A 22,987-nucleotide genomic window follows, 5' to 3' on the forward strand; every position below is an offset into this window, starting at 1 on the left:
CGAGTGAGTACACATCCCCAGCCAGAGCCCAAGGACCGCCCCGCGCGGCTGACCGTCGGCGTCGTCGGCGCCGGCCGTGTCGGACCCGCGCTCGCCGCCGCGCTCCAGCTCGCCGGACACCGCCCGGTGGCCGTCTCCGGCGTCTCCGACGCCTCACGGCGGCGTGCCGCGCAGCTCCTGCCCGACGTGCCGCTGGTGTCCCCGGCCGAGGTCCTCCAGCGCGCCGACCTCGTGCTGCTGACCGTTCCCGACGACGCCCTCCCCGGGCTCGTCGAAGGACTCGCCGAGACCGGCGCGATCCGGCCCGGGCAGCTCCTGGTGCACACCTCCGGACGGTACGGCGCGCGTGTGCTCGACCCGGCCCTGCGCGCGGGCGCGCTGCCGCTGGCCCTGCACCCCGCGATGACGTTCACCGGCACCGCCGTCGACGTCCAGCGGCTCGTCGGATGCTCCTTCGGGGTCACCGCCCCCGAGCAGCTGCGGCTGGCCGCCGAGGCCCTGGTCATCGAGATGGGCGGCGAGCCCGAGTGGATCGCCGAGGAGTCCCGGCCGCTCTATCACGCGGCCCTCGCCCTGGGCGCCAACCACCTGGTGACCCTGGTCGCCGAGTCGATGGAACTGCTGCGCACCGCCGGCGTCGAGGCCCCCGACCGCATGCTCGGACCGCTCCTCGGCGCCGCCCTGGACAACGCCCTGAGGTCGGGCGACGCGGCCCTGACCGGCCCCGTCGCGCGCGGGGACGCGGGCACGGTCGCCGCGCACGTGGCCGAACTGCGCCGGCACGCACCCGGCACCGTCGCCGGCTATCTGGCGATGGCCCGCGCGACCGCCGACCGCGCGCTCGCGCACGGACTGCTCAAGCCCGAACTCGCCGAGGACCTCCTGGGCGTGCTCGCCGCCGGGACGGACGCGCCCCAGGGGACCGAGGGAGACACCCGATGACCACCGCCCTGCTGCGCACCGCCGGCGAACTGGCCGCGCGCGAGCGCGCTGGCCGCAGAGCCGTCGTGATGACCATGGGCGCCCTCCACGAGGGCCACGCCACCTTGATCCGCACCGCCCGCGAGATCGCGGGAGACACGGGCGAGGTGGTCGTCACCGTGTTCGTGAACCCGCTCCAGTTCGGCCGGGGCGAGGACCTCGACCGGTACCCGCGCACCCTCGACTCCGACCTGAAGATCGCCGAACAGGCGGGCGCCGACGTCGTGTTCGCCCCCTCCGTCGACGAGGTCTACCCCGGTGGCGAGCCCCAGGTCCGTATCTCCGCCGGACCCATGGGCGAGCGCCTTGAGGGCTCCGTGCGGCCCGGCCACTTCGACGGCATGCTCACCGTCGTCGCCAAGCTGCTGCACCTGACCCGCCCCGACGTGGCCCTGTTCGGACAGAAGGACGCCCAGCAGCTGGCCCTGATCCGGCGCATGGCGCGCGACCTGAACTTCGGCGTCGAGATCACCGGTGTCCCCACGGTGCGCGAGGAGGACGGCCTCGCCCTCTCCAGCCGCAACCGCTACCTCTCGGCCGAGGAACGGCGCACCGCGCTCGCCCTCTCCCAGGCCCTGTTCGCCGGCCGTGACCGGCACGCCGCCCAGGAGGCGCTGCGCGCGCGGGCCCTCGAAGTGCCCGCCACGCGCGAGCGTGCCGAGGCCCTCAGCGCCATAGGGGAGTCCCGGGCCGCCGCCGACGCGCACGCCGTCGCCAAGGCCGTCCCCGGCTGGCCCGGTGGCGTCCGTACCGCGGCCCGCCTGGTCCTGGACGAGGCGGCCCGCATGAAACCGCCCCTCGCCCTGGACTATCTCGCGCTCGTCGACCCCGGCGACTTCACCGAGATCCCGGACGACTACACCGGCGAGGCGGTCCTCGCCGTCGCCGCCCGGGTCGGGACGACCCGGCTGATCGACAACATTCCCCTCACCTTCGGAGCGGCCTCGTGACCGGCAAAGGCACAGGTTCAGACACCGCCACTGGCACCGGCATACGCCTGCACGCCCCGGCCCCCGGCTGGGCCCTGACCGCGGACGTCGTGGTCGTCGGCTCCGGCGTCGCCGGGCTCACCGCGGCCCTGCGCTGCGAGGCCGCGGGGCTGCGGACCATCGTGGTCACCAAGGCCCGCCTGGACGACGGCTCCACGCGCTGGGCCCAGGGTGGCGTCGCCGCCGCGCTCGGCGAGGGCGACACCCCCGAGCAGCACCTCGACGACACCCTCGTCGCGGGCGCGGGCCTGTGCGACGAGGAGGCCGTGCGCATCCTCGTCACCGAGGGCCCCGACGCGGTACGCAGGCTCATCGCGACCGGCGCCCACTTCGACGAGTCCTCCGAGGGCGGCCTCGAACTCACCCGCGAGGGCGGCCACCACCGCCGCCGCATCGCGCACGCGGGCGGCGACGCGACCGGCGCCGAGATCTCCCGGGCCCTCGTCGAGGCGGTCCGCGCGCGCGGACTGCGCACGGTCGAGAACGCGCTCGTCCTGGACCTCCTGACGGACGCCGAGGGCCGCACCGCGGGCGTGACCCTGCACGTCATGGGAGAGGGCCAGCACGACGGCGTGGGCGCCGTCCACGCGCCCGCCGTGGTCCTCGCGACCGGCGGCATGGGCCAGGTCTACTCCGCGACCACCAACCCGTCCGTCTCCACGGGCGACGGCGTGGCCCTCGCGCTCCGGGCCGGCGCCGAGATCTCCGACCTCGAATTCGTCCAGTTCCACCCGACCGTGCTCTTCCTCGGCCCCGACGCGGAGGGCCAGCAGCCGCTGGTCTCCGAAGCGGTACGCGGCGAGGGCGCCCACCTGGTCGACGCCGACGGCGTGCGCTTCATGGTGGGACAGCACGAGCTGGCCGAACTGGCGCCCCGGGACATCGTCGCCAAGGGCATCACGCGCCGCATGCTGGAGCAGGACGCCGAGCACATGTTCCTCGACGCCCGGCACTTCGGCGCCGACATGTGGGAGCACCGCTTCCCCACGATCCTCGCCGCCTGCCGTGCCCACGGCATCGACCCGGTGACCGAGCCCGTCCCGGTCGCCCCGGCCGCCCACTACGCCTCCGGCGGCGTCCGCACCGACCCCCGGGGCCGCACCACCGTCCCCGGCCTGTACGCGTGCGGCGAGGTCGCCTGCACGGGCGTCCACGGCGCCAACCGGCTCGCCTCCAACTCCCTGCTGGAGGGCCTGGTCTACGCCGAGCGCATCGCCGCCGACATCGCGGCGAGGCACGCCGAGGACGGCCTGCACGCGCGCGTGCCCCAGCCGGTCCCGCACCCCGAGACCCCCGCGCACCCGCTGCTCGCCCCCGAGACCCGCTTCGCGATCCAGCGGATCATGACGGGCGGCGCCGGTGTGCTGCGCTCCGCCGCGTCCCTCCAGGCCGCGGCCGAGCAGCTCCAGCGGCTGCACACCGACGCCCGGGACTCCCTCGACGAGAACGGCAAGACCTCCGAGCCGGGCGTCGACACCTGGGAGGCCACCAACCTGCTGTGCGTGGCCCGCGTCCTGGTCGCCGCGGCCCTCCTGCGCGAGGAGACCCGGGGCTGCCACTGGCGCGAGGACCGCGCCGACCGGGACGACGAGCAGTGGCGCCGCCACATCGTCGTACGGCTGAATCCCGACCGGACCCTCGCCGTCCGCACCACCGATACCGCAGACTTCCCCCCGACATCCCGGCAGCCCCACGCGGCGCCCCAGTCCCGTCCCCAGGAGCAGTGACCGAAGTGAGCACCCACGACCTTCCCCTCGCCGAGAGCGGCGGCTGCGGCGACGGCTGCGGCTGCGGCGCAGACATGGACGAGGAGTACATGGAGTGCGGTCTCGATCCCGCGCTCGCCCAGCTCCTGGCCGACGCCGGCCTCGACCCGCTGGAGGTCGAGGACATCGCGAACGTGGCGATCCAGGAGGACCTCGACCACGGCGTGGACGTCACGACCGTCGCGACCATCCCCGAGGACGCCGTCTCCACGGCGGACTTCACCGCCCGGGACGCGGGCGTCGTCGCGGGCCTGCGCGTCGCCGAGGCCGTCCTGTCCGTGGTCTGCACCGACGAGTTCGAGGTCGAGCGGCACGTCGAGGACGGCGACCGCGTCGAGGCCGGCCAGAAGCTGCTCAGCGTCACCACGCGCACCCGCGACCTGCTGACGGCCGAACGCAGCGCCCTCAACCTCCTGTGCCGCCTGTCCGGCATCGCGACCGCCACGCGCGCGTGGGCGGACGCCCTGGAGGGCACCGGGGCGCGGGTGCGGGACACCCGCAAGACCACCCCGGGCCTGCGCTCCCTGGAGAAGTTCGCGGTGCGCTGCGGCGGCGGCGTCAACCACCGCATGTCGCTGTCCGACGCGGCACTGGTCAAGGACAACCACGTGGTCGCCGCCGGCGGCGTGGCCGAGGCCTTCGCCGCCGTACGGGAGATGTTCCCCGAGGTCCCCGTCGAGGTCGAGGTCGACACCCTGCATCAGCTGCGCGACGTCGTGGACGCGGGCGCCGACCTGATCCTTCTGGACAACTTCACGCCCGTCGAGTGCGAGGAGGCGGTCGCCCTCGTCGCGGGCCGGGCCCTGCTGGAGGCGTCCGGCCGGCTCACCCTCGCCAACGCCGGGGCGTACGCGAAGACGGGCGTCGACTTCCTGGCGGTGGGCGCGCTCACGCACTCCGCCCCGATCCTCGACATCGGCCTCGACCTGCGAGCGGCGGAGTAACCCCGGCCATGCTGCTGACCATCGACGTGGGCAACACCCACACGGTCCTCGGCCTCTTCGACGGGGAGGAGATCGTCGAGCACTGGCGCATCTCCACGGACTCCCGCCGCACCGCCGACGAACTCGCCGTGCTGCTCCAGGGCCTCATGGGCATGCACCCGCTGCTCGGCGAGGAGCTCGGCGACGGCATCGACGGCATCGCGATCTGCGCGACCGTGCCGTCCGTGCTGCACGAGCTGCGCGAGGTGACGCGGCGCTACTACGGCGACGTCCCCGCCGTCCTGGTCGAGCCCGGCGTCAAGACGGGCGTGCCGATCCTCACGGACAACCCCAAGGAGGTCGGCGCCGACCGGATCATCAACGCCGTCGCGGCCGTCGAGCTGTACGGGGGACCGGCGATCGTCGTCGACTTCGGCACGGCGACCACCTTCGACGCGGTCAGCGCGCGGGGCGAGTACATCGGCGGTGTCATCGCCCCCGGCATCGAGATCTCCGTGGAGGCGCTCGGCGTCAAGGGCGCGCAGCTGCGGAAGATCGAGGTGGCCCGGCCGCGCGCGGTGATCGGCAAGAACACCGTCGAGGCGATGCAGTCCGGGATCATCTACGGGTTCGCGGGCCAGGTCGACGGTGTCGTGAACCGGATGGCGCGCGAGCTCGCCGACGACCCCGAGGACGTCACCGTCATCGCCACCGGCGGGCTGGCTCCGATGGTCCTCGGCGAGTCCTCGGTGATCGACGAGCACGAGCCGTGGCTGACGCTGATCGGGCTGCGTCTGGTGTACGAGCGGAACGTCTCGCGCATGTGAACCGTGCCCGCGTCACGCGGGCGGCGGGTACCGGAGGGGCTCCGCGGTCGCGGGGCCCCTCCGGCGTTCTCCGGGGCGGTTCTCCGGGGCCGCGCGGCGGAGGCCGTGGTTCGCCCGCGGTCCGGGACGGAATTCCGCGCTCTCGGCGATTCCGGCGATTCCGGCGCTTTCGGAGAAGAGGCCGGTCGGGGCCGTGCCCGTACCGGACGGGCCCCGGCCACGGCTTCGGGAAACTTCCGGTCACGGCTTCGTGGAAAACGGGACGCGCCACATTTCTTCCGCTATGCGGATTTTGTCTGATTAGCACGTATCGTCGCCCCATGCCCACGCCCTACGGATCCCACGGCGGCATGGCGTTCGGTGCGCAGGAGCTGCGTGTGCTCCGCCGTGCCCTCGCCCTCGCCCTGCACCCCAGCCCCGTCTCGGCCGAGGACGTCCAGGACTGCCTCCGCCTCGCCGAGTCCATCGACGAGGCGGCCCACGAGGGGGCCAGGCTCCGGGCCTTCCTGCTGGCCGACCTCACCCGCTACCGGGCCGCGCTGCCGGGCACCGCCGCCGGCTATTTCGCCCTCCTGGAGGAGGTCCTCGCCTCCGGCTACCGGCCGAATCCCGACGACCTCGCGGCGCTGCGCGCGCTGCGCGGCAACCCCGTGGCGGCGGCTCTGCTGGAACGCTGCCGGGTCCTCGCCGAGCAGGACGTGCGCGCCCGGCTCGCGGGCCGCGCGGTCGCCTCGGTCCCCGCGTCCCGCACCCGGCTGCTGGCCCTGCCCGGCGGCCGCGCCGCCGAGGAGCCCGACCGGCGGCCCGCGCCGGGGGAGCAGCCCCGGCCGCCGCGCCCGGAGAGGCCCATCCCCACCCCGGGCGAGGTCTTCCCGCCGCGGCGCAAGCCCGGCCCGCCTCCGGCCGACCCGCCGCAGCAACTCGCGGCGGGCTAGTGCTCTGACCGCGTTGGTTCGCCGGGTTGGTGGTCGTGGCGGTTGGATGTGGGGTGACGTCCGATCCGACCGCTGGAGGCGCGGTGGCCGAGCCTGTCCGTGTGCGCAGACTGACCGACCAGGAGGGGCAGAAGCTGCAGCAGATCGTGCGCCGGGGCAGCACGAGTTCGGTGCGCTATCGGCGGGCGATGATGCTGCTGGCTTCGGCCGGCGGGAACCGGGTGCCGGTAATTGCCCAGCTGGTGCAGGCCGACGAGGACACCGTCCGCGACGTGATCCACCGGTTCAACGAGATCGGCCTGGCCTGCCTGGACCCTCGGTGGGCGGGAGGCCGTCCCCGCCAGCTCAGCGATGACGACGAGGACTTCGTCATCGCGACGGCCACCACCCGCCCCACCAAGCTCGGCCAGCCGTTCACTCGCTGGTCACTGCGCAAACTCGTCGCCTACCTGCGCAAAGTGCACGGCCGGGTGATCCGTATCGGCCGCGAGGCGTTACGGTCTCTGCTCGCCCGCCGCGGCGTCACCTTCCAGCGCACCAAGACCTGGAAGGAGTCCCCGGACCCCGAACGGGAGGCGAAGCTGGACCGGATTGAGGAGGTCCTGGACCGCTTCCCCGACCGGGTGTTTGCCTTCGACGAGTTCGGACCGCTCGGGATCCGGCCCACCGCGGGCTCGGGCTGGGCGAAACGGAAGCATCCCGACCGGGTGCCGGCCACCTACCACCGCACCCACGGGGTGCGCTACTTCCACGGCTGCTATTCCGTCGGCGACGACCGCCTGTGGGGCGTCAACTGCCGCAGGAAAGGTGCCGCGAACACGCTGACCGCGCTGAAGTCGATCCGCGCCGCCCGGCCCGACGGTGCACCGATCTACGTGATCATGGACAACCTGTCCGCCCACAAGGGCACGGACATCCGTCGTTGGGCGAAGAAACACAAGGTCGAGCTGTGCTTCACCCCGACCTACGCCTCGTGGGCGAACCCGATCGAGGCCCACTTCGGACCACTGCGGCAGTTCACCATCGCCAACTCCCATCACCCAAATCACACCGTCCAGACAAGGGCCCTGCACGCCTACCTGCGCTGGCGCAACGCCAACGCCCGCCACCGTGACGTCCTGGCCGCCGAGCGCAAGGAACGCGCCCGCATCCGCAGTGAGAAGGGCATCCGCTGGGGCGGACGCCCCCTCAAAACTGCAGCGTGATCGCCCTTCCCGCCGAGTGCGCAGCTCCTTGTGAAAGGCTGGGAGCATGATGGGCGGACGGTCCGAGAACCCAGAACTCTGGGCGTTCCTAGAATCACTGCACTACGGCGACATCCTTTCCGGCACCGTCACAGCGATCGAACGGTTCGGCGTGTTCGTGGCACTGGACGACGGCCCCGACCACCCGGTCTTCCCCGGCGTCGGGTTCATCACGATCCCCGAACTGTCCTGGCGGCGCATCGAAACCACCTTCGACGTTGTACAGGTCGGACAGCACGTCTCAGCCGAGTTCCTCCAGTTCGACACATGGAACCTGGAGGCCAGACTGTCCTTGCGGGCGACACAGCCGGACCCCTTCCAAACATTCGCCGACCGCACCGCGGTGGGGCAGAAACTGCACGGACGGGTCACCAAACTGATTCCGTTCGGCGTCTTCGTCCAGGTCGCCGACGGGATCGAGGGACTGGTCCACCTGCGAGAGCTCGCATCGACGCCCGTGGAAAGTCCGTCAGATGTCGTCCAGGCCGGCGACGAGGTCACGGTCGTCGTCACAGAAATCGACCGGGAGCGACGCAGGCTGGTTCTCTCTCGACGATAAAGCTCCTCCGACCACTCGTGGCTCCCGCATGTTCCCGCGACGGTTCCTCACACCAGCGTTCCTGAGCATCTGAGCGCCCGCTCGGCGCAAGGAAAACCCCGCTCCAACCCGGTGGACCTAGGCGGTCACAGCACTAGCTACTCTGGGGGCATGGACTACGTCTCCGCGCTCGTGCCCCCGGTAGTGATGGCCGTTTTCTTCATCGGGCTCATCGTGACGATCGTGAAGAGTCAGGGCGGGGCCAACAAGGCCAAGGAGGACGGGGTCGTCGACGCCGCCCTCGCGCGCGTGGAGGCCGCCCAGCAGGCCTCGGCCCCCAAGGACGCCGGGGCCTGAGCCCCGGGCGGCATCCGACGCGCCCGCCGGGTCCTCCCCGGCGCGCGCCCGCCCCGTGCCCGACGGCGCTGCCGGCGGCGTACGACTCGGACGTTTCCCACGTCCTTCGAGTCGTACGCCCTTTTTGTTGACCATCTCCCACTATTGTTCTGAACTGTGCCTCGCCCATTGGGAGAACTCGAAGACGCGGTCATGACGCGGGTGTGGAAGTGGAACCGCCCGGTGACCGTTCGGGAAGTCCTGGAAGACCTTCAACTGGAACGGTCCATCGCCTACACCACGGTGATGACCGTTTTGGACAATCTCCATCAGAAGGGCTGGGTGCGCCGCGAGGCGGAAGGCCGGGCCTATCGATATGAGGCCGTCTCCACACGGGCCGCCTACTCGGCGGCGCTGATGAACGACGCCTGGTCGCAGAGCGACAACCCCGCGGCCGCTCTCGTCGCCTTCTTCGGGATGATGAGCGAGGAACAGCGGGTGGCCCTCAGGGATGCCGTGCGCATCGTGCAAGGACCCGAACCGCAAGCCCCCGAAGCCGCCGAAAGGCCACCGGCGCCCGAGCCCTCCGAGGAGAACCCCGCCGCCGACGGGGACGGCTCCGGGCGATAGCGTCCGCTCATGTCAGCAGAGCATCCCGCGGAGGTTCCGGCAGAGGTTCCGGCGGAGCATCCCGAAGTCACCGCAAAAGCCGTCACCGTCCGGCGGGCCAGGACGGGCGATGTCGCGGCCGTTCGACGACTCCTCGACGCGAACGTGCGCCGCCGTATCCTGCTCGACAAAGCCACCGTCACCCTTTACGAGGACATCCAGGAGTTCTGGGTCGCGGAACGCGACGACAACGCCGAGGTGGTCGGCTGCGGCGCCCTGCACGTGATGTGGGAAGACCTCGCGGAAGTCCGCACTCTCGCGGTGAACCCCGCGGTCAAGGGCCTGGGCGTCGGTCATCAGTTGCTGGAGAAGTTGCTCCAGACCGCCCGCTGGCTCGGTGTTCGACGGGTTTTCTGTCTGACCTTCGAAGTCGGCTTCTTCGCCAAGCACGGCTTCGTGGAGATCGGCGAGACGCCCGTCGACACCGATGTCTACGCCGAGCTCCTGCGTTCCTATGACGAGGGCGTCGCGGAGTTCCTCGGTCTCGAACGAGTGAAACCGAACACCTTGGGCAACAGCCGGATGCTTCTGCATCTGTGATCGCGGCCGGCTATTCCGCCGGAGTGCCTTGCCCACGTTCCCTATGTCCGAAACGCGCACGTTTCCGGGCGGGCGGAGTCCCGTGAGTCCCTGCCAGGGGTTTGTGTTTTTCCAGCAAAAGCGGTTTGCTTTCCGACGTAGTGCAGTACTGCATATAACAAGGGACGGCGAAACGGCGGACGCCGCGGGGCCCTCCTTGCCCTTGAAGTTATCGATGAAAGGAAATCCGGTGGCACAGAAGGTTCAGGTCCTTCTTGTCGACGACCTCGACGGCGGCGAGGCTGACGAGACCGTGACGTTCGCGCTCGACGGCAAGACGTACGAAATCGATCTCACGACCGCCAATGCGGACAAGCTCCGTGGCCTTCTGGACCCGTACGTCAAGGGCGGCCGTCGTACCGGTGGCCGTGCCTCGGGCGGACGCGGAAAGGCCCGCGCCGCTTCCGGTGGCAGCCAGGACACCGCGCAGATCCGCGCCTGGGCCAAGGAGAACGGCCTGGAGGTCAACGACCGCGGCCGTGTTCCCGCGTCCATTCGCGAGGCCTACGAGACCGCCAACGGCTGAGCACGCGGCCGCCGCAGCATCACGCGGTGGCACTGTGTCGCCATCGTCTGCACCAGTCGTACGAGATCGGGGGCGCCCCCAACGCCCCCGCCGACGGCCCCGCCGCCCAGCGCCGACAGCGTCGGCAACGCCGTCTCCACCTCGCGGCCGGGCTCCGGGGGCCGCAGCCAGCGGGTGGCCCCTCGTGGACCCGTCCCCGTTCCAGGACGGGCCGCGGGCCGCTCCCCGGGACGGGCTCGCAGGCCGTCGTCGGGCCGGCCTCCGGGCCGCGCCCCGAACACCCGAGGCGCCGCGGCGCCCGGACCTGGCGACGCCGGATCCCCGGGATCCGGCGCCACCGCGCCACCGTGACCGGGCGGCGGTGGAGCCTCGATGTTCCCGTCCGCGCCGATCGCCGTGAGATCCAGCGCGAGCGCGCCCCACTCCAGCCAGTCGAGCAGCCCCGGCAGCTCCTCCGCGCTCCCCGCGGCCACCAGCAGCCACATCCGCTCCCCGTGCAGGGCCACCGGAGAACCCGGCCCCAGATGCCGCAGGGCGGGGAATCCCGCCTCGGCCGGGACCTCCAGGACGTCGAAACGCAGCCCCGTGACCAGCCGTACCGGCACTCCGGGCACTGCCGCCCAGCCCAGTTCGTTTTCGTACCACCGGCACACCGGATCGACCGGATCACCCGGATCGGACGGCCCACGGGGGACAGGGACGGTGGCAACCATGCAAGGAGCAACCGCCGAAAGGCACCCGGAGTTACGCTGGGCGTTTCCGCGACCGCACAGAGTTCCCGGAAAAGGGGCGTGCGGGAGCGTCCGGCCGGGCATTGATGTTCGCCCGTAGCGGAGGGAAACGGTGCGCGCGGCATGGACTGTCAGTGCGCGCGGGTAAGACATGCCTAGTGGGAGGGGCGACACGCAGGGCCTCGGCATCTCACGTTCGCCATCGGCGTACAGCGGGAGAGGGTATCTGCCTGGCCTGCGGGAACATCGTCTCGCACCATCAGGTTGGAGCAGATGTCGGCGTTCGGGGTCAGGAGGCCAAGGACGGTGTCGGCAGTTGGAATGAGCGGTCCCCGCTTGCGGGACTAAGCTGCGGAAGGACAGGGAGGGGAGCGTCCCCTTACTGCCTGACCGCTCTGAGGAGCGATTAACGATGTTCGAGAGGTTCACCGACCGCGCGCGGCGGGTTGTCGTCCTGGCTCAGGAAGAAGCCCGGATGCTCAACCACAACTACATCGGCACCGAGCACATCCTCCTGGGCCTGATCCACGAGGGTGAGGGTGTCGCCGCTAAGGCCCTGGAGAGCCTCGGGATTTCGCTCGAGGCGGTCCGCCAGCAGGTGGAGGAGATCATCGGGCAGGGGCAGCAGGCCCCGTCCGGGCACATCCCCTTCACCCCCCGTGCCAAGAAGGTCCTGGAGCTCTCGCTCCGCGAGGCCCTTCAGCTGGGCCACAACTACATCGGCACGGAGCACATCCTGCTCGGCCTGATCCGTGAGGGCGAGGGCGTCGCCGCCCAGGTCCTGGTCAAGCTGGGCGCAGACCTCAACCGGGTGCGGCAGCAGGTGATCCAGCTGCTCTCCGGCTACCAGGGCAAGGAGACCGCCACCGCCGGCGGTCCTGCCGAGGGCACCCCCTCCACGTCCCTGGTCCTCGACCAGTTCGGCCGGAACCTCACCCAGGCCGCTCGTGAGTCCAAGCTCGACCCGGTCATCGGGCGCGAGAAGGAGATCGAGCGGGTCATGCAGGTGCTGTCCCGCCGTACGAAGAACAACCCGGTGCTCATCGGTGAGCCCGGCGTCGGCAAGACCGCCGTCGTCGAGGGCCTCGCCCAGGCCATCGTCAAGGGCGAGGTGCCCGAGACCCTCAAGGACAAGCACCTCTACACCCTGGACCTCGGCGCGCTGGTCGCCGGCTCCCGCTACCGCGGTGACTTCGAGGAGCGCCTGAAGAAGGTCCTCAAGGAGATCCGCACCCGCGGCGACATCATCCTGTTCATCGACGAGCTGCACACGCTGGTCGGTGCGGGTGCCGCCGAGGGCGCCATCGACGCCGCTTCGATCCTGAAGCCGATGCTGGCCCGCGGTGAGCTCCAGACCATCGGTGCCACCACGCTGGACGAGTACCGCAAGCACCTCGAGAAGGACGCGGCCCTCGAGCGCCGCTTCCAGCCGATCCAGGTGGCGGAGCCTTCCCTCCCTCACACGATCGAGATCCTCAAGGGCCTGCGCGACCGGTACGAGGCGCACCACCGTGTGTCCATCACCGACGAGGCCCTGGTGCAGGCGGCGACGCTCGCCGACCGGTACATCTCGGACCGCTTCCTCCCCGACAAGGCGATCGACCTGATCGACGAGGCGGGCTCCCGGATGCGCATCCGCCGGATGACCGCACCGCCGGACCTCCGCGAGTTCGACGAGAAGATCGCGGGCGTGCGCCGCGACAAGGAGTCGGCCATCGACTCCCAGGACTTCGAGAAGGCGGCCTCTCTCCGCGACAAGGAGAAGCAGCTGCTGGCGGCGAAGGCCAAGCGCGAGAAGGAGTGGAAGGCCGGCGACATGGACGTCGTGGCCGAGGTCGACGGCGAGCTGATCGCCGAGGTCCTCGCCACCGCCACCGGCATCCCGGTCTTCAAGCTGACCGAGGAGGAGTCCTCGCGTCTGCTGCGCATGGAGGACGAGCTCCACAAGCGGGTCATCGGCCAGAAGGACGCCATCAAGGCGCTCTCGCAGGCGATCCGCCGTACGCGAGCGGGTCTGAAGGACCCGAAGCGTCCCGGTGGTTCCTTCATCTTCGCCGGCCCCTCGGGTGTCGGTAAGACGGAGCTGTCGAAGACCCTCGCCGAGTTCCTCTTCGGTGACGAGGACGCGCTGATCTCCCTCGACATGTCGGAGTTCAGCGAGAAGCACACGGTCTCGCGTCTCTTCGGTTCGCCCCCCGGCTACGTGGGCTACGAAGAGGGCGGCCAGCTGACCGAGAAGGTCCGCCGCAAGCCGTTCTCCGTCGTCCTCTTCGACGAGGTCGAGAAGGCCCACCCGGACATCTTCAACTCGCTGCTCCAGATCCTGGAGGACGGTCGTCTGACCGACTCCCAGGGCCGGGTCGTGGACTTCAAGAACACGGTCATCATCATGACGACCAACCTCGGCACCCGGGACATCTCCAAGGGCTTCAACCTCGGCTTCGCGGCCGTGGGCGACGTCAAGACGAACTACGACCGGATGAAGGCCAAGGTCAACGAGGAGCTGAAGCAGCACTTCCGCCCCGAGTTCCTGAACCGTGTCGACGACACGGTGGTCTTCCACCAGCTGACCGAGGAAGACATCATCCAGATCGTCGACCTCATGATCGCCAAGGTCGACGAGCGGCTGAAGGACCGGGACATGGGCATCGAGCTCAGCCCGACCGCCAAGTCGCTGCTCGCGAAGAAGGGCTACGACCCCGTGCTGGGCGCCCGGCCGCTGCGCCGGACCATCCAGCGCGAGATCGAGGACGTCCTCTCCGAGAAGATCCTCTTCGGCGAGCTCCGTCCCGGCCACATCGTGGTCGTCGACACGGAGGGCGAGGGCGAGGCCAAGACCTTCACCTTCCGGGGTGAGGAGAAGTCGGCTCTCCCCGACGTCCCGCCGATCGAGCAGGCCGCCGGCGGTGCCGGTCCGAACCTGAGCAAGGAGGCGTGACCTCAGGGTCCGCCTGAAAAGGGGCTGCCCCGGGACTTCGGTCCCGGGGCAGCCCCTTTTCCGCGTCCGGGGGAGCGAAGGGGACGCGGTCTCCCCACTCCCCGCGCAGCCGCCTCCGGCAGCCGTAGCCGCCGCCGCAGCCGCTGTCGCAGCCGCCGCAGCCGCCTCCGGCAGCCGCAGCCGCCGCATCCGCCGTCGCCGCCGGCAGCCGCAGCCGCATCCGCCGTCGCAGCCGCGCCCCCAGCCGCCCTCCAAAGCCGCCCCACGGCCGTCTCGTGGCGCCCGGCCCGTCAGGGTGGCCGCGAGGGTGGCCGCGGAGGGGTCGCCGGTTCCCCAAGACCCTTGAAAACAGGGGCCGGAGGGGTAGCCCGCGTCACATTCCGGGGGCCCCGGATCCGGCCCTCCGGTGACATGACGCACAGGCGGTTTGTCCGGTACTAGGGCGAATAGTGGATAAGCAAAAACGGACATAAAGGACCTTTGGCCCGGGGTGGACAGGACTGTCGGCAGGTCGTGCGGACAGGAGGGCGGGAGGCAGGTTTAACAAGGGATGTGCGGGTCTGAAGTGGGGTTAAACCCTGGATTTCGGACCAAAGGGGCAAGATCCACCGCCGGATGTCCGAGGTGTCAAGGTTCGGGAAGCTTTGGGATGAAGTACTACTTCGGGCCGTAGATGGGGGGTTTGAGTGCGGCCGGGGGGCCGGGTTACCAATGAATGGCCCGCTCGGTGGCCAGCACCGCACCGGAGTGGTTGTTCAAGCCCCCGTCCCCGTCTCCACGAGGTATTCATGTCGAAGCGCGTCACGTCCCGCAAGTCCCTTACGTCCATGGTCCGCACTCGGGCGGCCGTCCTGGCCGTCGGCCTCGGTGCCTCGGTCGTGCTGGGCGCAGGGGTCGCGACCGCCGCCGAATCGGGCGTCAGCAGCAGCGCCACCGTCACCGCGGCCAACGCGGTGCACACCCAGGCCGCGGCTCAGGCGAAGGCCGCCGCCGCGAAGAAGGCGGCCGTCGCGAAGAAGGCCGCGTCTTGGATCGACCCGGTCGCGAAGTACACGCTGTCCGCCACCTTCGACCAGGCCGGCGGCATGTGGGCCCACAAGCACTCCGGCCAGGACTTCGCCGTGCCGCAGGGCACCAACGTCATGGCCGCCCACGGCGGCACCGTCGTCAAGGTGGGCCCCAACGGCGCCGGTGACGGCCCGGCGTACGGCAACGCCATCGTCATCAAGCACGCCAACGGCAAGTACTCGCAGTACGCCCACCTGTCGCGCATCGACGTGCGCGTCGGCCAGGTCGTCTCCACCGGCCAGCACATAGCCCTGTCCGGCAACACGGGTAACTCCAGCGGCCCGCACCTGCACTTCGAGATCCGTACGACCCCGAACTACGGCTCGGCCATCAACCCCGTGACGTTCCTGCACAGCATGGGTGTCACTGTCTGACCCCCCTGCGCCGGTGACCCGGCGTGAAGCACCGGCCCGAACGCCGGAGCGGAGACCGAGGCGGAGCCCGGCACCGGAAACGGTGCCGAGGCTCCGCTTTCGCGTGCCGGGACCCGGTTGCCGCGGACTCCGCCTCGCGCCCCGGGAAAGGGGTGCCTTGAGATCCTGCCTTCGTGCTCCGCGCAGGCGCCCCTGAAGCCCCTGCCTCCGTGCCCGGCGAAGAGGGCGCCGGAAGCCCCTGCCTCCGCGCTCCGTGCAGGCGCCCCTGAAGCCCCTGCCTCCGTGCCCCGCGAAGAGGCGCCGGAAGGCCCCTCCGCGCGCGTCGGAACCGGCGGCTACGAGCCTTCGCCCTCGTGGGCGGTCCCGCCCGCGTGGGCCTGTGTCACCAGGTCGATCGCGACCTCCAGGACGGCCTTGCGCTTGTCCTCGGGATCGCCCTCGACGTCCTTGAGCACGAACATGCCGGCGTGCATCGTGAAGAGCGCGCTGATGCAGCGGACCTGGTCGGTCAGCGCCGACCCGGGCTCCTTGATGATCTCCAGCATGCTGATCATGCGGTCCTTGAAGGTCTCGCCGATGCTCAGCTCGCGCACGGTCGCCTGGTTCTCCTGCATGAAGCGGAAGAGGGGGGAGGCCCCGCCGAGGGCGTCGCTGTAGCGGCGCAGCACCTCCTGCTTGGTCTCCAGGCTGTGCGGCTGCTGCCGACCCCACTCGATCAGTTCGTCGAGCGGCCGCGTCAGATCCTCGAAGAGACTGATGAGGATCTCTTCCTTGGTCTTGAAGTGGTAGTAGAGCGCAGCCTTGGTGACGTCGAGGTGCTCGGCGATCTCGCGCAGGGAGGTCTTCTCGTAGCCCTGCTCGGAGAAGAGTTCGAGGGCTACGTCCTGGATGCGCTGCCGAGTGTCGCCCCGGCGCTGTCGCTTGGTGCCGTCCATGGTGCCGCCCATCCTTGTTTTCCTCGCGCTCCCTTGAAACTTACCTGTCGACCGGCTGGCAAAACTAGTGTTACTTACTTGACGCCCGGCTAGTTGCGGAGCTATTTTCCTGAGTGTAGTCAGCTTGCCGGTCGGCAAGTAAGTAGCCGGCGGCGACAGAAGCGTTCAGGGGAGTGGGAAACGATGGCGGACGAGACGAAAGCGGCCGAACCGGCCGCGGAAGAGGCCGGGAAACCGGCCGAGGGCGGGAAGCAGCAGCGGAGCGTACGAGTCGTCCTGATGGCGCTCATGATCGCCATGCTGCTCGCCATGCTGGACAACATGATCGTCGGCACCGCGATGCCGACGATCGTCGGCGAGCTGGGCGGCCTGGAGCACCTCTCCTGGGTGGTCACCGGCTACACCCTGGCCACCGCGGCCTCCACCCCGATCTGGGGCAAGCTCGGCGACATGTACGGGCGCAAGGGCGCCTTCCTGACCTCGATCGTGATCTTCCTGATCGGCTCCGCCCTCAGCGGCATGGCCCAGGACATGGGACAGCTCATCGGCTTCCGTGCCATCCAGGGCCTGGGCGCCGGCGGTCTGATGGTCGGCGTCATGGCGATCATCGGTGACCTGATCCCGCCCCGCGAGCGCGGCAAGTACCAGGGCATGATGGCCGGCGTGATGGCCTTCGCCATGATCCTCGGCCCGCTGGTCGGCGGATCCATCACCGACCACTGGGGCTGGCGCTGGTCCTTCTACATCAACCTGCCGCTCGGCGTCGTCGCGCTGATCGCGGTCACCGTCGTACTGCACCTGCCCAAGAAGCGCGTCCAGGCGAAGATCGACTACCTGGGTGCCGCCCTGCTGGCCCTCGGCATCTCCTCCATCGTGCTCGTCACCACCTGGGGCGGCACCGAGTACGCCTGGGGCTCCGCGCGGATCATGGAACTGACCGGTATCGGCGTCGCCGCTCTCGTCGGCTTCGTCTTCTGGCAGACCAAGGCCGCCGCGCCGGTCATGCCGCTGCACATCTTCCGCAGCCGCAACTTCACGCTGATGTCGATGATCGGCTTCATCACCGGCTTCGTGATGTTCGGTGCCGTGCTCTTCCTGCCGCTGTACCAGCAGTCCGTGCAGGGCGCCTCCGCCACCAACTCCGGTCTGCTGCTCCTGCCCATGCTCGGCGCCATGCTCGCCGTGTCGATGGTCGCCGGACGCGTCACCACCAACAGCGGCCGCTACAAGATCTTCCCGCTCGTCGGCAGCGTGCTGATGATCATCGGTCTGTTCCTGCTCTCGCAGATGGACACCGGGACGACGCGCCTGACCTCCGGGCTGTACATGGCGGTGCTCGGCGCCGGCATGGGCTGCCTCATGCAGATCACGATGCTCGTCGCGCAGAACAGCGTCGAGATGAAGGACATGGGCGTCGCGTCCTCGTCCACGACCCTCTTCCGCACGCTCGGCTCCTCGTTCGGTGTCGCCATCATGGGCGCGCTGTTCAACCACCGGGTGCAGGACGTCATGGCCGAGCGGGCCGGGGCGCTCGGCTCCAAGATGACCGAGAAGTCGGCGCAGCTCGACGCGGCCAGCCTGGCGAAGCTGCCGGCCGCGGCCCGGGACGCCTACCAGCACGCGGTGTCCGCCGGTACGCACTCCGCGTTCCTGCTCGGTTCCGTGGTCGCCGTCCTCGCACTGGTCGCGGCGGTGTTCGTCAAGGAGGTCCCGCTGAAGGGGGCCGGAGCTCCCAAGCCCGGCGAGGGCGGGGCGTCGGACGAGGCACCCCAGGTCCCGCTCGCGGAGCCGGTCTGACCTGACCGGGCCGGTCCTCCCGGCCTCCGAACCCGGCCGGGACCGGTCCTCCCGCCCAGGTCACCTCTCGACGAAGGCCCCCGGCGTTGTCCGCCCCGGGGGCCTTCTCCTGTACGCACGCCGGTGGCGGGCCGGAATCCCGGCCCGCCACCGGCGGCTACTTCCCGGACGCCGGCAGGATCGGGAAACTCCCGGTGTTCGTCGGCGCATGCTCCGGCAGCCACAACACGGCGACCGCGCCCTCGGCCGGCACACCCGCCGGAGCCCCGGCGGGCCGTACGTTGCGGAAGGTCAGCCGGGCGCCCAGCACCCGGGCCTGGCCCGCGGCGATGGTCAGACCGAGTCCGTGTCCGTCGCCCGCACGGTCGGTGCTGCCGGTGCGGAAGCGGCTCGGGCCCTCCGCGAGAAGCGTCTCCGGGAAACCCGGACCGTGGTCGCGGACCCGGATGACCCGGCCCTCGACGGTGACCTCGATCGGCGGTCTGCCGTGCCGTGCCGCGTTCGCGAGGAGGTTGAGCAGCACCCGCTCCAGCCGCCGCGGGTCCGTCGTGACCTCCGACTCGTGCACCACCCGCACCTCGACGTCCGCGCCCCTGGCGGCGATGCGCCGGGCCACGAACTCGCCGAGCATGATGTCCTGCAACTCCGCCCGCTCGGAGGCCCCGTCGAGCCTGGCCACCTCCAGCACGTCCTCCACGAGCGTGCGCATGGCCTGCGCACGGTCCCGTACGAGCTCGGTGGGGCGGCCCGGCGGCAGGAGTTCGGCCGCCGTGAGCAGACCGGTCACGGGGGTGCGCAGTTCGTGCGCGATGTCGGCGGTCACCCGGCGCTCCGCCTCGATGCGCTGCTGGAGCGCGTCGGCCATGGCGTCCACGGCCCGCGCCAGGTCGTCGGTCTCGTCGAGCACGACACCGCCGATCGCGTCCCGTACCCGCACGTCCGTCTCGCCCTTGGCGACCCGGTTCGCCGCGGCCGCCGCCTTGCGCAGCCGGCGCGACAGCTGGCCGCCGATGAGCACCCCGAGCGCGCTGCCGCCGAAGACCACAGCGATCGAGCCGATGATCAGCGCCTGGTCGAGGTCCTTCATCACGTCCGCGTTGCGGTCCGTGAAACGCTCGTGCCAGGACAGCACCTGTCCGTTCCTGAGCGGCACGGCGGCCCAGATGTCCGGCACGCCGTTCGGGCTGTCGGAGACGTAGGTCGCCCGCCGTCCCTCCGCCACCTTCACCATCAGGTCCGAGGGGATCGAGGGATCGTCTATCTTCGCCCCGAACGGCGGCGGCCGGCCCGGACCGTACATGCGCTCGGCGAGCTGGATGCGCTCGTCGGCCAGGTCGCGCGAGTTGTCCAGCATCGAGACACGGGCCGCGTTGTGCACGACCAGGCTCAGCGCGACCGCGACCAGCGCGCCGACCAGGGCGATCGCCGTGCTGAGCTTCCAGCGGATGCCCGTACGGATGCTCGTACCCGAATCCGTGCCCCGGTCGATGCCGATACCGATGCCGCGACCTCTGCCGCCCGCCTCGCCGGGGCCACCGCCCCCGCCGAGGACCTCGCTCCGGCCGGCACCTCCGCCGGCCCCCGTGCCGACGTTCTCGCGCGTACCCGTCCTCACACCGTCCCCCGCTGCCCCGCGTCCGCCAGGAATCCGTACCCGCCCCGCGGCCGCGGGCGTCCCCGGAGCCGGGCGCCCGAACATCCCCCGCACGGCGCGCTCAGGCCTTCAACTTGTAGCCGAAGCCGCGGACCGTCTCGATACGGTCCTGGCCGATCTTCGTCCGCAGGCGCTGCACATGGACGTCCACCACCCGCGTGTCCCCGCCCCACCCGTAGTCCCACACCCGCTCCAGCAGCTTGTCGCGGCTCAGCACCGTCCCCGGCGCGGACGAGAACTCCAGGAGCAGCCGCATCTCGGTGGGCGTCAGCGCCACCGGCGTACCGCTCCGGGTCACCTCCATGCCCTCGGTGTCGATCTCCAGCTCGCCGAAGACGAGCACCCCGCCCTCCACCGGGGCGGTGTCGTCGGCCGCCGCGCCCGCGCCGCCGCTCGCGTGCCCGAAGCGGCGCAGCACCGCGCGGATCCGGGCGACCAGCACGGCGCCGTCGAAGGGCTTGGTCACATAGTCGTCCGCGCCCGCCTCCAGGCCGAGCACGACGTCGATCGAGTCGGCGCGCGCGGACAGCATGATGACCGGCACGGTCGACTCGTCACGGATGCGGCGGCACAGCGACACACCGTCGAGCCCGGGGACCATCACGTCCAGCAGGGCGATGTCGGGACGGTCGGCCCGGAAGGCCTCCAGGCCCGAGAGCCCGTCGGGCATGGCCGTGACCGCGAAGCCGTCGCGCTCCAGGGCGAGTTGTGTGGCCTCGCGGATGACGTCGTCGTCCTCGACGAACAGGACGTGGGTCTGCTCTGCCATCCGGCTGCTCCGCCCGTTCTCAGTTCGCGTCCGGGGCGGGCGAGTTGGAGCCGCCCACCGCGTTGCTGTAGTCGTTGTGGATCCGGGACTGCTCGACGAAGCGCGTCGAGGACCAGCCGTAGGTGATCACTTCCTCGCTGGACGGGTACGACACCGGGTCGCCCTTCTTGTACAGCTGCTGGGTGACCACCAGATCGCCCCGGTCGATCTCGGCGTAGACCGGCGGCTCCTCGGCCTTGAAGACATTCTGGTACCGGCCGTTCTGCTCGCGATAGACGTAGCTGCCGACACCCACGGCGTCGGCACAGGTCATCACGTTGATCACGACGTCGTTCGCGGCCCCGCCGGTCAGTTTCCCGTACGACACGTCCACCGGGTACTCGTCGGCCACGCACGGCTTCAGATCGCGTTTGACCGCGGCGCTGACCGTTGGGTCGTTCTTGACGATCTTGACCGCGTCCACCCGCTCGGGCGCCTTCGGCGGCGATCCGGAGACGACGGGCTTGATGCTGCTGCCCTTCGGGACCCCGTCGGTCCCCGCCGGCCCCTCGTCACGCGCGCCGGTGCCACCGGTCGCGCACGCGGTCAGGAAAAGGCCGAGGGCGGCGAGCCCGGCCGCCGCCGAGCCCCCCGCCTTCAGGGCCGTTCTGGGCCGGACTCCTAGGCCGCGCAACGCTCCCGCTCCTCACGTTCGAGCGCGCGGGCGTCCAGGTCGCGGCTCTCCAGCTCCTCGCGGAGCCGGGCCAGCGCCCGGTGCAGCGTGCTCTTGACCGTTCCGGCCGACATGCCGAGCGCGGCGGCCGTCTCCTCCGTGGACATCTGCTCCCAGTGTCGCAGCACCACGACGCTGCGCTGCTTGGGTGCCAGCACCTTCATGATGTCCATCAGCAGCGCGCGGTCCGCGTGCTGCTCGGTGGCGTCCTCCACGCACGCGTCCGGCAGCTGCTCGGTGGGCACCTCTTCCAGTTTGCGGGCCCGCCACCACTCGGTCCGCGTATTGATCATCACGCGGCGCAGATAGGCGTCGGCGAGACGCTTGTCCGCGATGCCCTCCCAGCGGCCGTACGTCCGCACGAGCGCCGTCTGGAGCAGGTCCTGGGCGTCGACCGGGTCGGGGACCAGGCGGCGGGCACTGCGCAGCAGCGCGTCCTGCCGAGTGCGGACGTACTCCTCGAATTCGAGCACCTCGCCGTGCGCCATGATCAACCGCCTCCATCCCCGTTTCCGACCCGCTTGCTGCCGGTTGTCCGTTGCCTGCGAACCGCCGCTCGGCCGCCGCCGGTCGGGCGGCACCTCCTTGCGGTACGGCACTGAAGCTACGGACGCGTTGTCACGGGGTTGTCCGAGACAGCCTGCGGCCAGCACTCGGCTGTCCGTCGGTTGTGTAACGGCTGTACGTTCGGGGTGAAGGGAGTTGACCCTATGTCCGGGTTGATCCGGTTATGACGTACGGGCTAGGTGAGAGGCAGCCGATACAGACCGCCGGGAAGGGGTTCGACCAGACCGTCGGCGACGAGCCCGTCCAGCGCCCGCCCCCGCTGCACCGGTTCGTCCCACACCCGGTCCAGCGCGCCCTGCGGAACCGGCACATGGGCCTCCCGCAGGACGGCCAGCAGCTTGCCGCGCACCTGGCGGTCCGTGCCCGCGTACGTCTGGCCCTTGCGCGGAGGCCCGTCGTGCTCGGGCTTGCCCGCCAGCCGCCAGGCGCACCGCTCGGCGATCGGGCAGCGGTGGCACGACTCGTTCTTCGCCGTGCACACCAGCGCGCCGAGCTCCATGGAGGCGGCGGCCCAGCGCGCCGCCGTGCTCCGGCTCTCGGGCAGCAGGGCGCGGGCGAGCCTGCGTTCGGCGGCGGTCGTGGCGTTCGGCGGGTACTGCACGCCGGTGACGGCGCGGGCGAAGACCCTGCGGACGTTGGTGTCCAGCACGGGATGGCGCTGGCCGTACGCGAACGAGGCGACCGCGGCGGCCGTGTACTCCCCGATGCCGGGCAGGGCCAGCAACTGCGCGTGATCGGTCGGTACGTCGCCGCCGTGCCGTTCCGTTATGGCGACCGCGGCGCCGTGCAGACGCAGGGCGCGGCGCGGATAGCCGAGCCGTCCCCAGGCCCGGACGGCCTCGCCGGGCGCGTCCTTCGCCAGATCGGCGGGGCGCGGCCAGCGGGCCAGCCACTGCTCGTACACCGGCAGGACCCGGTTGACGGGGGTCTGCTGGAGCATGAACTCGCTGACCATCACCGCCCAGGGGCCGGCATCGGGATGCCGCCAGGGCAGATCACGGGCGTGCTCGTCGAACCAGGCGATGACGGGGGTGTGGAGGTCCTCGCCGGGGGCGTTGCGGAGGGGCCCGATGGGCTGGGTGGGTGCAGTCATGGCACTGTCGATCCTGCCATGCGGCGGTGAGGATAC

Annotated in this window: 22 protein-coding genes; 15 read left to right on the plus strand and 7 right to left on the minus strand. The window is 70.8% G+C overall.

Annotation, left to right across the window (positions count from 1 at the left end; translation table 11 throughout):
• Nucleotides 1-3: 3 nt before the first annotated feature.
• The 12 genes from WJM95_RS17800 to WJM95_RS17855 all read left to right on the plus strand — a co-directional run bounded on the left by WJM95_RS17800 (nucleotide 4) and on the right by WJM95_RS17855 (nucleotide 10,313).
• Nucleotides 4-942, plus strand: coding sequence for a DUF2520 domain-containing protein (locus WJM95_RS17800; RefSeq protein WP_339130705.1), 939 nt, complete (start codon nucleotides 4-6; stop codon nucleotides 940-942).
• Nucleotides 939-1,931 (plus strand): pantoate--beta-alanine ligase, encoded by a 993-nt coding sequence (panC, locus tag WJM95_RS17805; RefSeq protein WP_339130706.1) that lies wholly within the window; start codon nucleotides 939-941, stop codon nucleotides 1,929-1,931. Before WJM95_RS17800 ends, panC begins: the two co-directional genes overlap by 4 nt.
• Nucleotides 1,928-3,697 carry an L-aspartate oxidase gene (locus WJM95_RS17810; RefSeq protein ID WP_339130707.1) on the plus strand — a complete coding sequence of 590 codons (1,770 nt, stop codon included), beginning with the start codon at nucleotides 1,928-1,930 and terminating at the stop codon, nucleotides 3,695-3,697. The genes panC and WJM95_RS17810 overlap by 4 nt, the downstream gene beginning before the upstream one ends.
• 5 nt (nucleotides 3,698-3,702) lie before the next feature.
• Nucleotides 3,703-4,680 carry a carboxylating nicotinate-nucleotide diphosphorylase gene (gene nadC, locus WJM95_RS17815; protein WP_339130708.1) on the plus strand — a complete coding sequence of 326 codons (978 nt, stop codon included), beginning with the start codon at nucleotides 3,703-3,705 and terminating at the stop codon, nucleotides 4,678-4,680.
• A gap of 8 nt (nucleotides 4,681-4,688) precedes the next feature.
• Nucleotides 4,689-5,486, plus strand: a complete 798-nt coding sequence (locus WJM95_RS17820; RefSeq protein WP_339130709.1) for a type III pantothenate kinase — start codon at nucleotides 4,689-4,691, stop codon at nucleotides 5,484-5,486.
• 320 nt (nucleotides 5,487-5,806) lie between these two features.
• Nucleotides 5,807-6,421: a hypothetical protein gene (locus WJM95_RS17825; RefSeq protein WP_339130710.1), complete on the plus strand. Its 615-nt coding sequence runs from the start codon at nucleotides 5,807-5,809 to the stop codon at nucleotides 6,419-6,421.
• Between the two features lie 83 nt (nucleotides 6,422-6,504).
• Complete coding sequence (locus WJM95_RS17830) at nucleotides 6,505-7,626, plus strand: IS630 family transposase (protein ID WP_339128488.1); 1,122 nt, start codon at nucleotides 6,505-6,507, stop codon at nucleotides 7,624-7,626.
• A 46-nt stretch (nucleotides 7,627-7,672) separates the two neighbouring features.
• Nucleotides 7,673-8,224, plus strand: coding sequence for a S1 RNA-binding domain-containing protein (locus WJM95_RS17835; protein WP_060897217.1), 552 nt, complete (start codon nucleotides 7,673-7,675; stop codon nucleotides 8,222-8,224).
• 150 nt (nucleotides 8,225-8,374) lie between these two features.
• Nucleotides 8,375-8,560, plus strand: a complete 186-nt coding sequence (locus tag WJM95_RS17840) for a hypothetical protein (RefSeq protein ID WP_328554209.1) — start codon at nucleotides 8,375-8,377, stop codon at nucleotides 8,558-8,560.
• A gap of 192 nt (nucleotides 8,561-8,752) precedes the next feature.
• Complete coding sequence (locus tag WJM95_RS17845; RefSeq protein ID WP_339130711.1) at nucleotides 8,753-9,169, plus strand: BlaI/MecI/CopY family transcriptional regulator; 417 nt, start codon at nucleotides 8,753-8,755, stop codon at nucleotides 9,167-9,169.
• Nucleotides 9,170-9,178: 9 nt separating this feature from the next.
• On the plus strand, nucleotides 9,179-9,748 hold the full coding sequence (locus WJM95_RS17850; protein ID WP_339130712.1) for an amino-acid N-acetyltransferase: 570 nt from the start codon (nucleotides 9,179-9,181) through the stop codon (nucleotides 9,746-9,748).
• 229 nt (nucleotides 9,749-9,977) lie between these two features.
• Nucleotides 9,978-10,313, plus strand: coding sequence for an Lsr2 family protein (locus WJM95_RS17855; protein ID WP_339130713.1), 336 nt, complete (start codon nucleotides 9,978-9,980; stop codon nucleotides 10,311-10,313).
• Here the strand turns inward: WJM95_RS17855 and WJM95_RS17860 are convergent.
• Nucleotides 10,292-11,026, minus strand: coding sequence for an SCO3374 family protein (locus WJM95_RS17860; RefSeq protein ID WP_339130714.1), 735 nt, complete (start codon nucleotides 11,024-11,026; stop codon nucleotides 10,292-10,294). The genes WJM95_RS17855 and WJM95_RS17860 overlap by 22 nt on opposite strands.
• 430 nt (nucleotides 11,027-11,456) lie before the next feature.
• Here WJM95_RS17860 and WJM95_RS17865 point away from each other — a divergent pair, with 430 nt between their 5' ends.
• Together WJM95_RS17865 and WJM95_RS17870 are read left to right on the plus strand one after the other, a co-directional pair.
• Nucleotides 11,457-13,982 (plus strand): ATP-dependent Clp protease ATP-binding subunit, encoded by a 2,526-nt coding sequence (locus WJM95_RS17865; RefSeq protein WP_103552418.1) that lies wholly within the window; start codon nucleotides 11,457-11,459, stop codon nucleotides 13,980-13,982.
• Nucleotides 13,983-14,770: 788 nt separating this feature from the next.
• On the plus strand, nucleotides 14,771-15,424 hold the full coding sequence (locus WJM95_RS17870; RefSeq protein ID WP_339130715.1) for a M23 family metallopeptidase: 654 nt from the start codon (nucleotides 14,771-14,773) through the stop codon (nucleotides 15,422-15,424).
• Between the two features lie 335 nt (nucleotides 15,425-15,759).
• On the opposite strand, the gene WJM95_RS17875 is transcribed toward WJM95_RS17870, so the two are convergent.
• A complete protein-coding gene (locus tag WJM95_RS17875; RefSeq protein ID WP_339130716.1) occupies nucleotides 15,760-16,371 on the minus strand; it encodes a TetR/AcrR family transcriptional regulator in 612 nt (203 codons plus the stop codon).
• A 171-nt stretch (nucleotides 16,372-16,542) separates the two neighbouring features.
• Here WJM95_RS17875 and WJM95_RS17880 point away from each other — a divergent pair, with 171 nt between their 5' ends.
• Nucleotides 16,543-18,156 carry an MDR family MFS transporter gene (locus WJM95_RS17880; RefSeq protein WP_339130717.1) on the plus strand — a complete coding sequence of 538 codons (1,614 nt, stop codon included), beginning with the start codon at nucleotides 16,543-16,545 and terminating at the stop codon, nucleotides 18,154-18,156.
• A 157-nt stretch (nucleotides 18,157-18,313) separates the two neighbouring features.
• Here WJM95_RS17880 and cseC read toward each other — a convergent pair whose 3' ends face one another.
• From cseC to WJM95_RS17905, 5 genes are all read right to left on the minus strand, one after another.
• Nucleotides 18,314-19,855: a two-component system sensor histidine kinase CseC gene (cseC, locus tag WJM95_RS17885; protein WP_339130718.1), complete on the minus strand. Its 1,542-nt coding sequence runs from the start codon at nucleotides 19,853-19,855 to the stop codon at nucleotides 18,314-18,316.
• A gap of 16 nt (nucleotides 19,856-19,871) precedes the next feature.
• On the minus strand, nucleotides 19,872-20,579 hold the full coding sequence (cseB, locus tag WJM95_RS17890; protein WP_339130719.1) for a two-component system response regulator CseB: 708 nt from the start codon (nucleotides 20,577-20,579) through the stop codon (nucleotides 19,872-19,874).
• A gap of 19 nt (nucleotides 20,580-20,598) precedes the next feature.
• The gene (locus WJM95_RS17895) at nucleotides 20,599-21,219 is read right to left on the minus strand and encodes a hypothetical protein (RefSeq protein ID WP_339135655.1); all 621 of its coding nucleotides are present in this window, start codon (nucleotides 21,217-21,219) and stop codon (nucleotides 20,599-20,601) included.
• Nucleotides 21,220-21,239: 20 nt separating this feature from the next.
• Nucleotides 21,240-21,779, minus strand: coding sequence for a SigE family RNA polymerase sigma factor (locus WJM95_RS17900; RefSeq protein WP_339130720.1), 540 nt, complete (start codon nucleotides 21,777-21,779; stop codon nucleotides 21,240-21,242).
• Nucleotides 21,780-22,033: 254 nt separating this feature from the next.
• Nucleotides 22,034-22,951, minus strand: coding sequence for an A/G-specific adenine glycosylase (locus tag WJM95_RS17905; RefSeq protein ID WP_339130721.1), 918 nt, complete (start codon nucleotides 22,949-22,951; stop codon nucleotides 22,034-22,036).
• Between the last annotated feature and the right edge of the window lie 36 nt (nucleotides 22,952-22,987).

This window comes from Streptomyces sp. f51, assembly GCF_037940415.1.
GTDB lineage: Bacteria > Actinomycetota > Actinomycetes > Streptomycetales > Streptomycetaceae > Streptomyces.

Bases quoted from the DNA above. Each gene is read 5' to 3' on its own strand.
- panC (WP_339130706.1), top strand. From the start codon at position 939: ATGACCACCGCCCTGCTGCGCACCGCCGGCGAACTGGCCGCGCGCGAG.
- WJM95_RS17820 (WP_339130709.1), top strand. From the start codon at position 4,689: ATGCTGCTGACCATCGACGTGGGCAACACCCACACGGTCCTCGGCCTC.
- WJM95_RS17825 (WP_339130710.1), top strand. From the start codon at position 5,807: ATGCCCACGCCCTACGGATCCCACGGCGGCATGGCGTTCGGTGCGCAG.
- WJM95_RS17835 (WP_060897217.1), top strand. From the start codon at position 7,673: ATGATGGGCGGACGGTCCGAGAACCCAGAACTCTGGGCGTTCCTAGAA.
- WJM95_RS17840 (WP_328554209.1), top strand. From the start codon at position 8,375: ATGGACTACGTCTCCGCGCTCGTGCCCCCGGTAGTGATGGCCGTTTTC.
- WJM95_RS17845 (WP_339130711.1), top strand. From the start codon at position 8,753: ATGACGCGGGTGTGGAAGTGGAACCGCCCGGTGACCGTTCGGGAAGTC.
- WJM95_RS17850 (WP_339130712.1), top strand. From the start codon at position 9,179: ATGTCAGCAGAGCATCCCGCGGAGGTTCCGGCAGAGGTTCCGGCGGAG.
- WJM95_RS17860 (WP_339130714.1), bottom strand. From the start codon at position 11,026: ATGGTTGCCACCGTCCCTGTCCCCCGTGGGCCGTCCGATCCGGGTGAT.
- WJM95_RS17865 (WP_103552418.1), top strand. From the start codon at position 11,457: ATGTTCGAGAGGTTCACCGACCGCGCGCGGCGGGTTGTCGTCCTGGCT.
- WJM95_RS17870 (WP_339130715.1), top strand. From the start codon at position 14,771: ATGTCGAAGCGCGTCACGTCCCGCAAGTCCCTTACGTCCATGGTCCGC.
- WJM95_RS17875 (WP_339130716.1), bottom strand. From the start codon at position 16,371: ATGGGCGGCACCATGGACGGCACCAAGCGACAGCGCCGGGGCGACACT.
- WJM95_RS17880 (WP_339130717.1), top strand. From the start codon at position 16,543: ATGGCGGACGAGACGAAAGCGGCCGAACCGGCCGCGGAAGAGGCCGGG.
- cseC (WP_339130718.1), bottom strand. From the start codon at position 19,855: ATGTTCGGGCGCCCGGCTCCGGGGACGCCCGCGGCCGCGGGGCGGGTA.
- cseB (WP_339130719.1), bottom strand. From the start codon at position 20,579: ATGGCAGAGCAGACCCACGTCCTGTTCGTCGAGGACGACGACGTCATC.
- WJM95_RS17900 (WP_339130720.1), bottom strand. From the start codon at position 21,779: ATGGCGCACGGCGAGGTGCTCGAATTCGAGGAGTACGTCCGCACTCGG.
- WJM95_RS17905 (WP_339130721.1), bottom strand. From the start codon at position 22,951: ATGACTGCACCCACCCAGCCCATCGGGCCCCTCCGCAACGCCCCCGGC.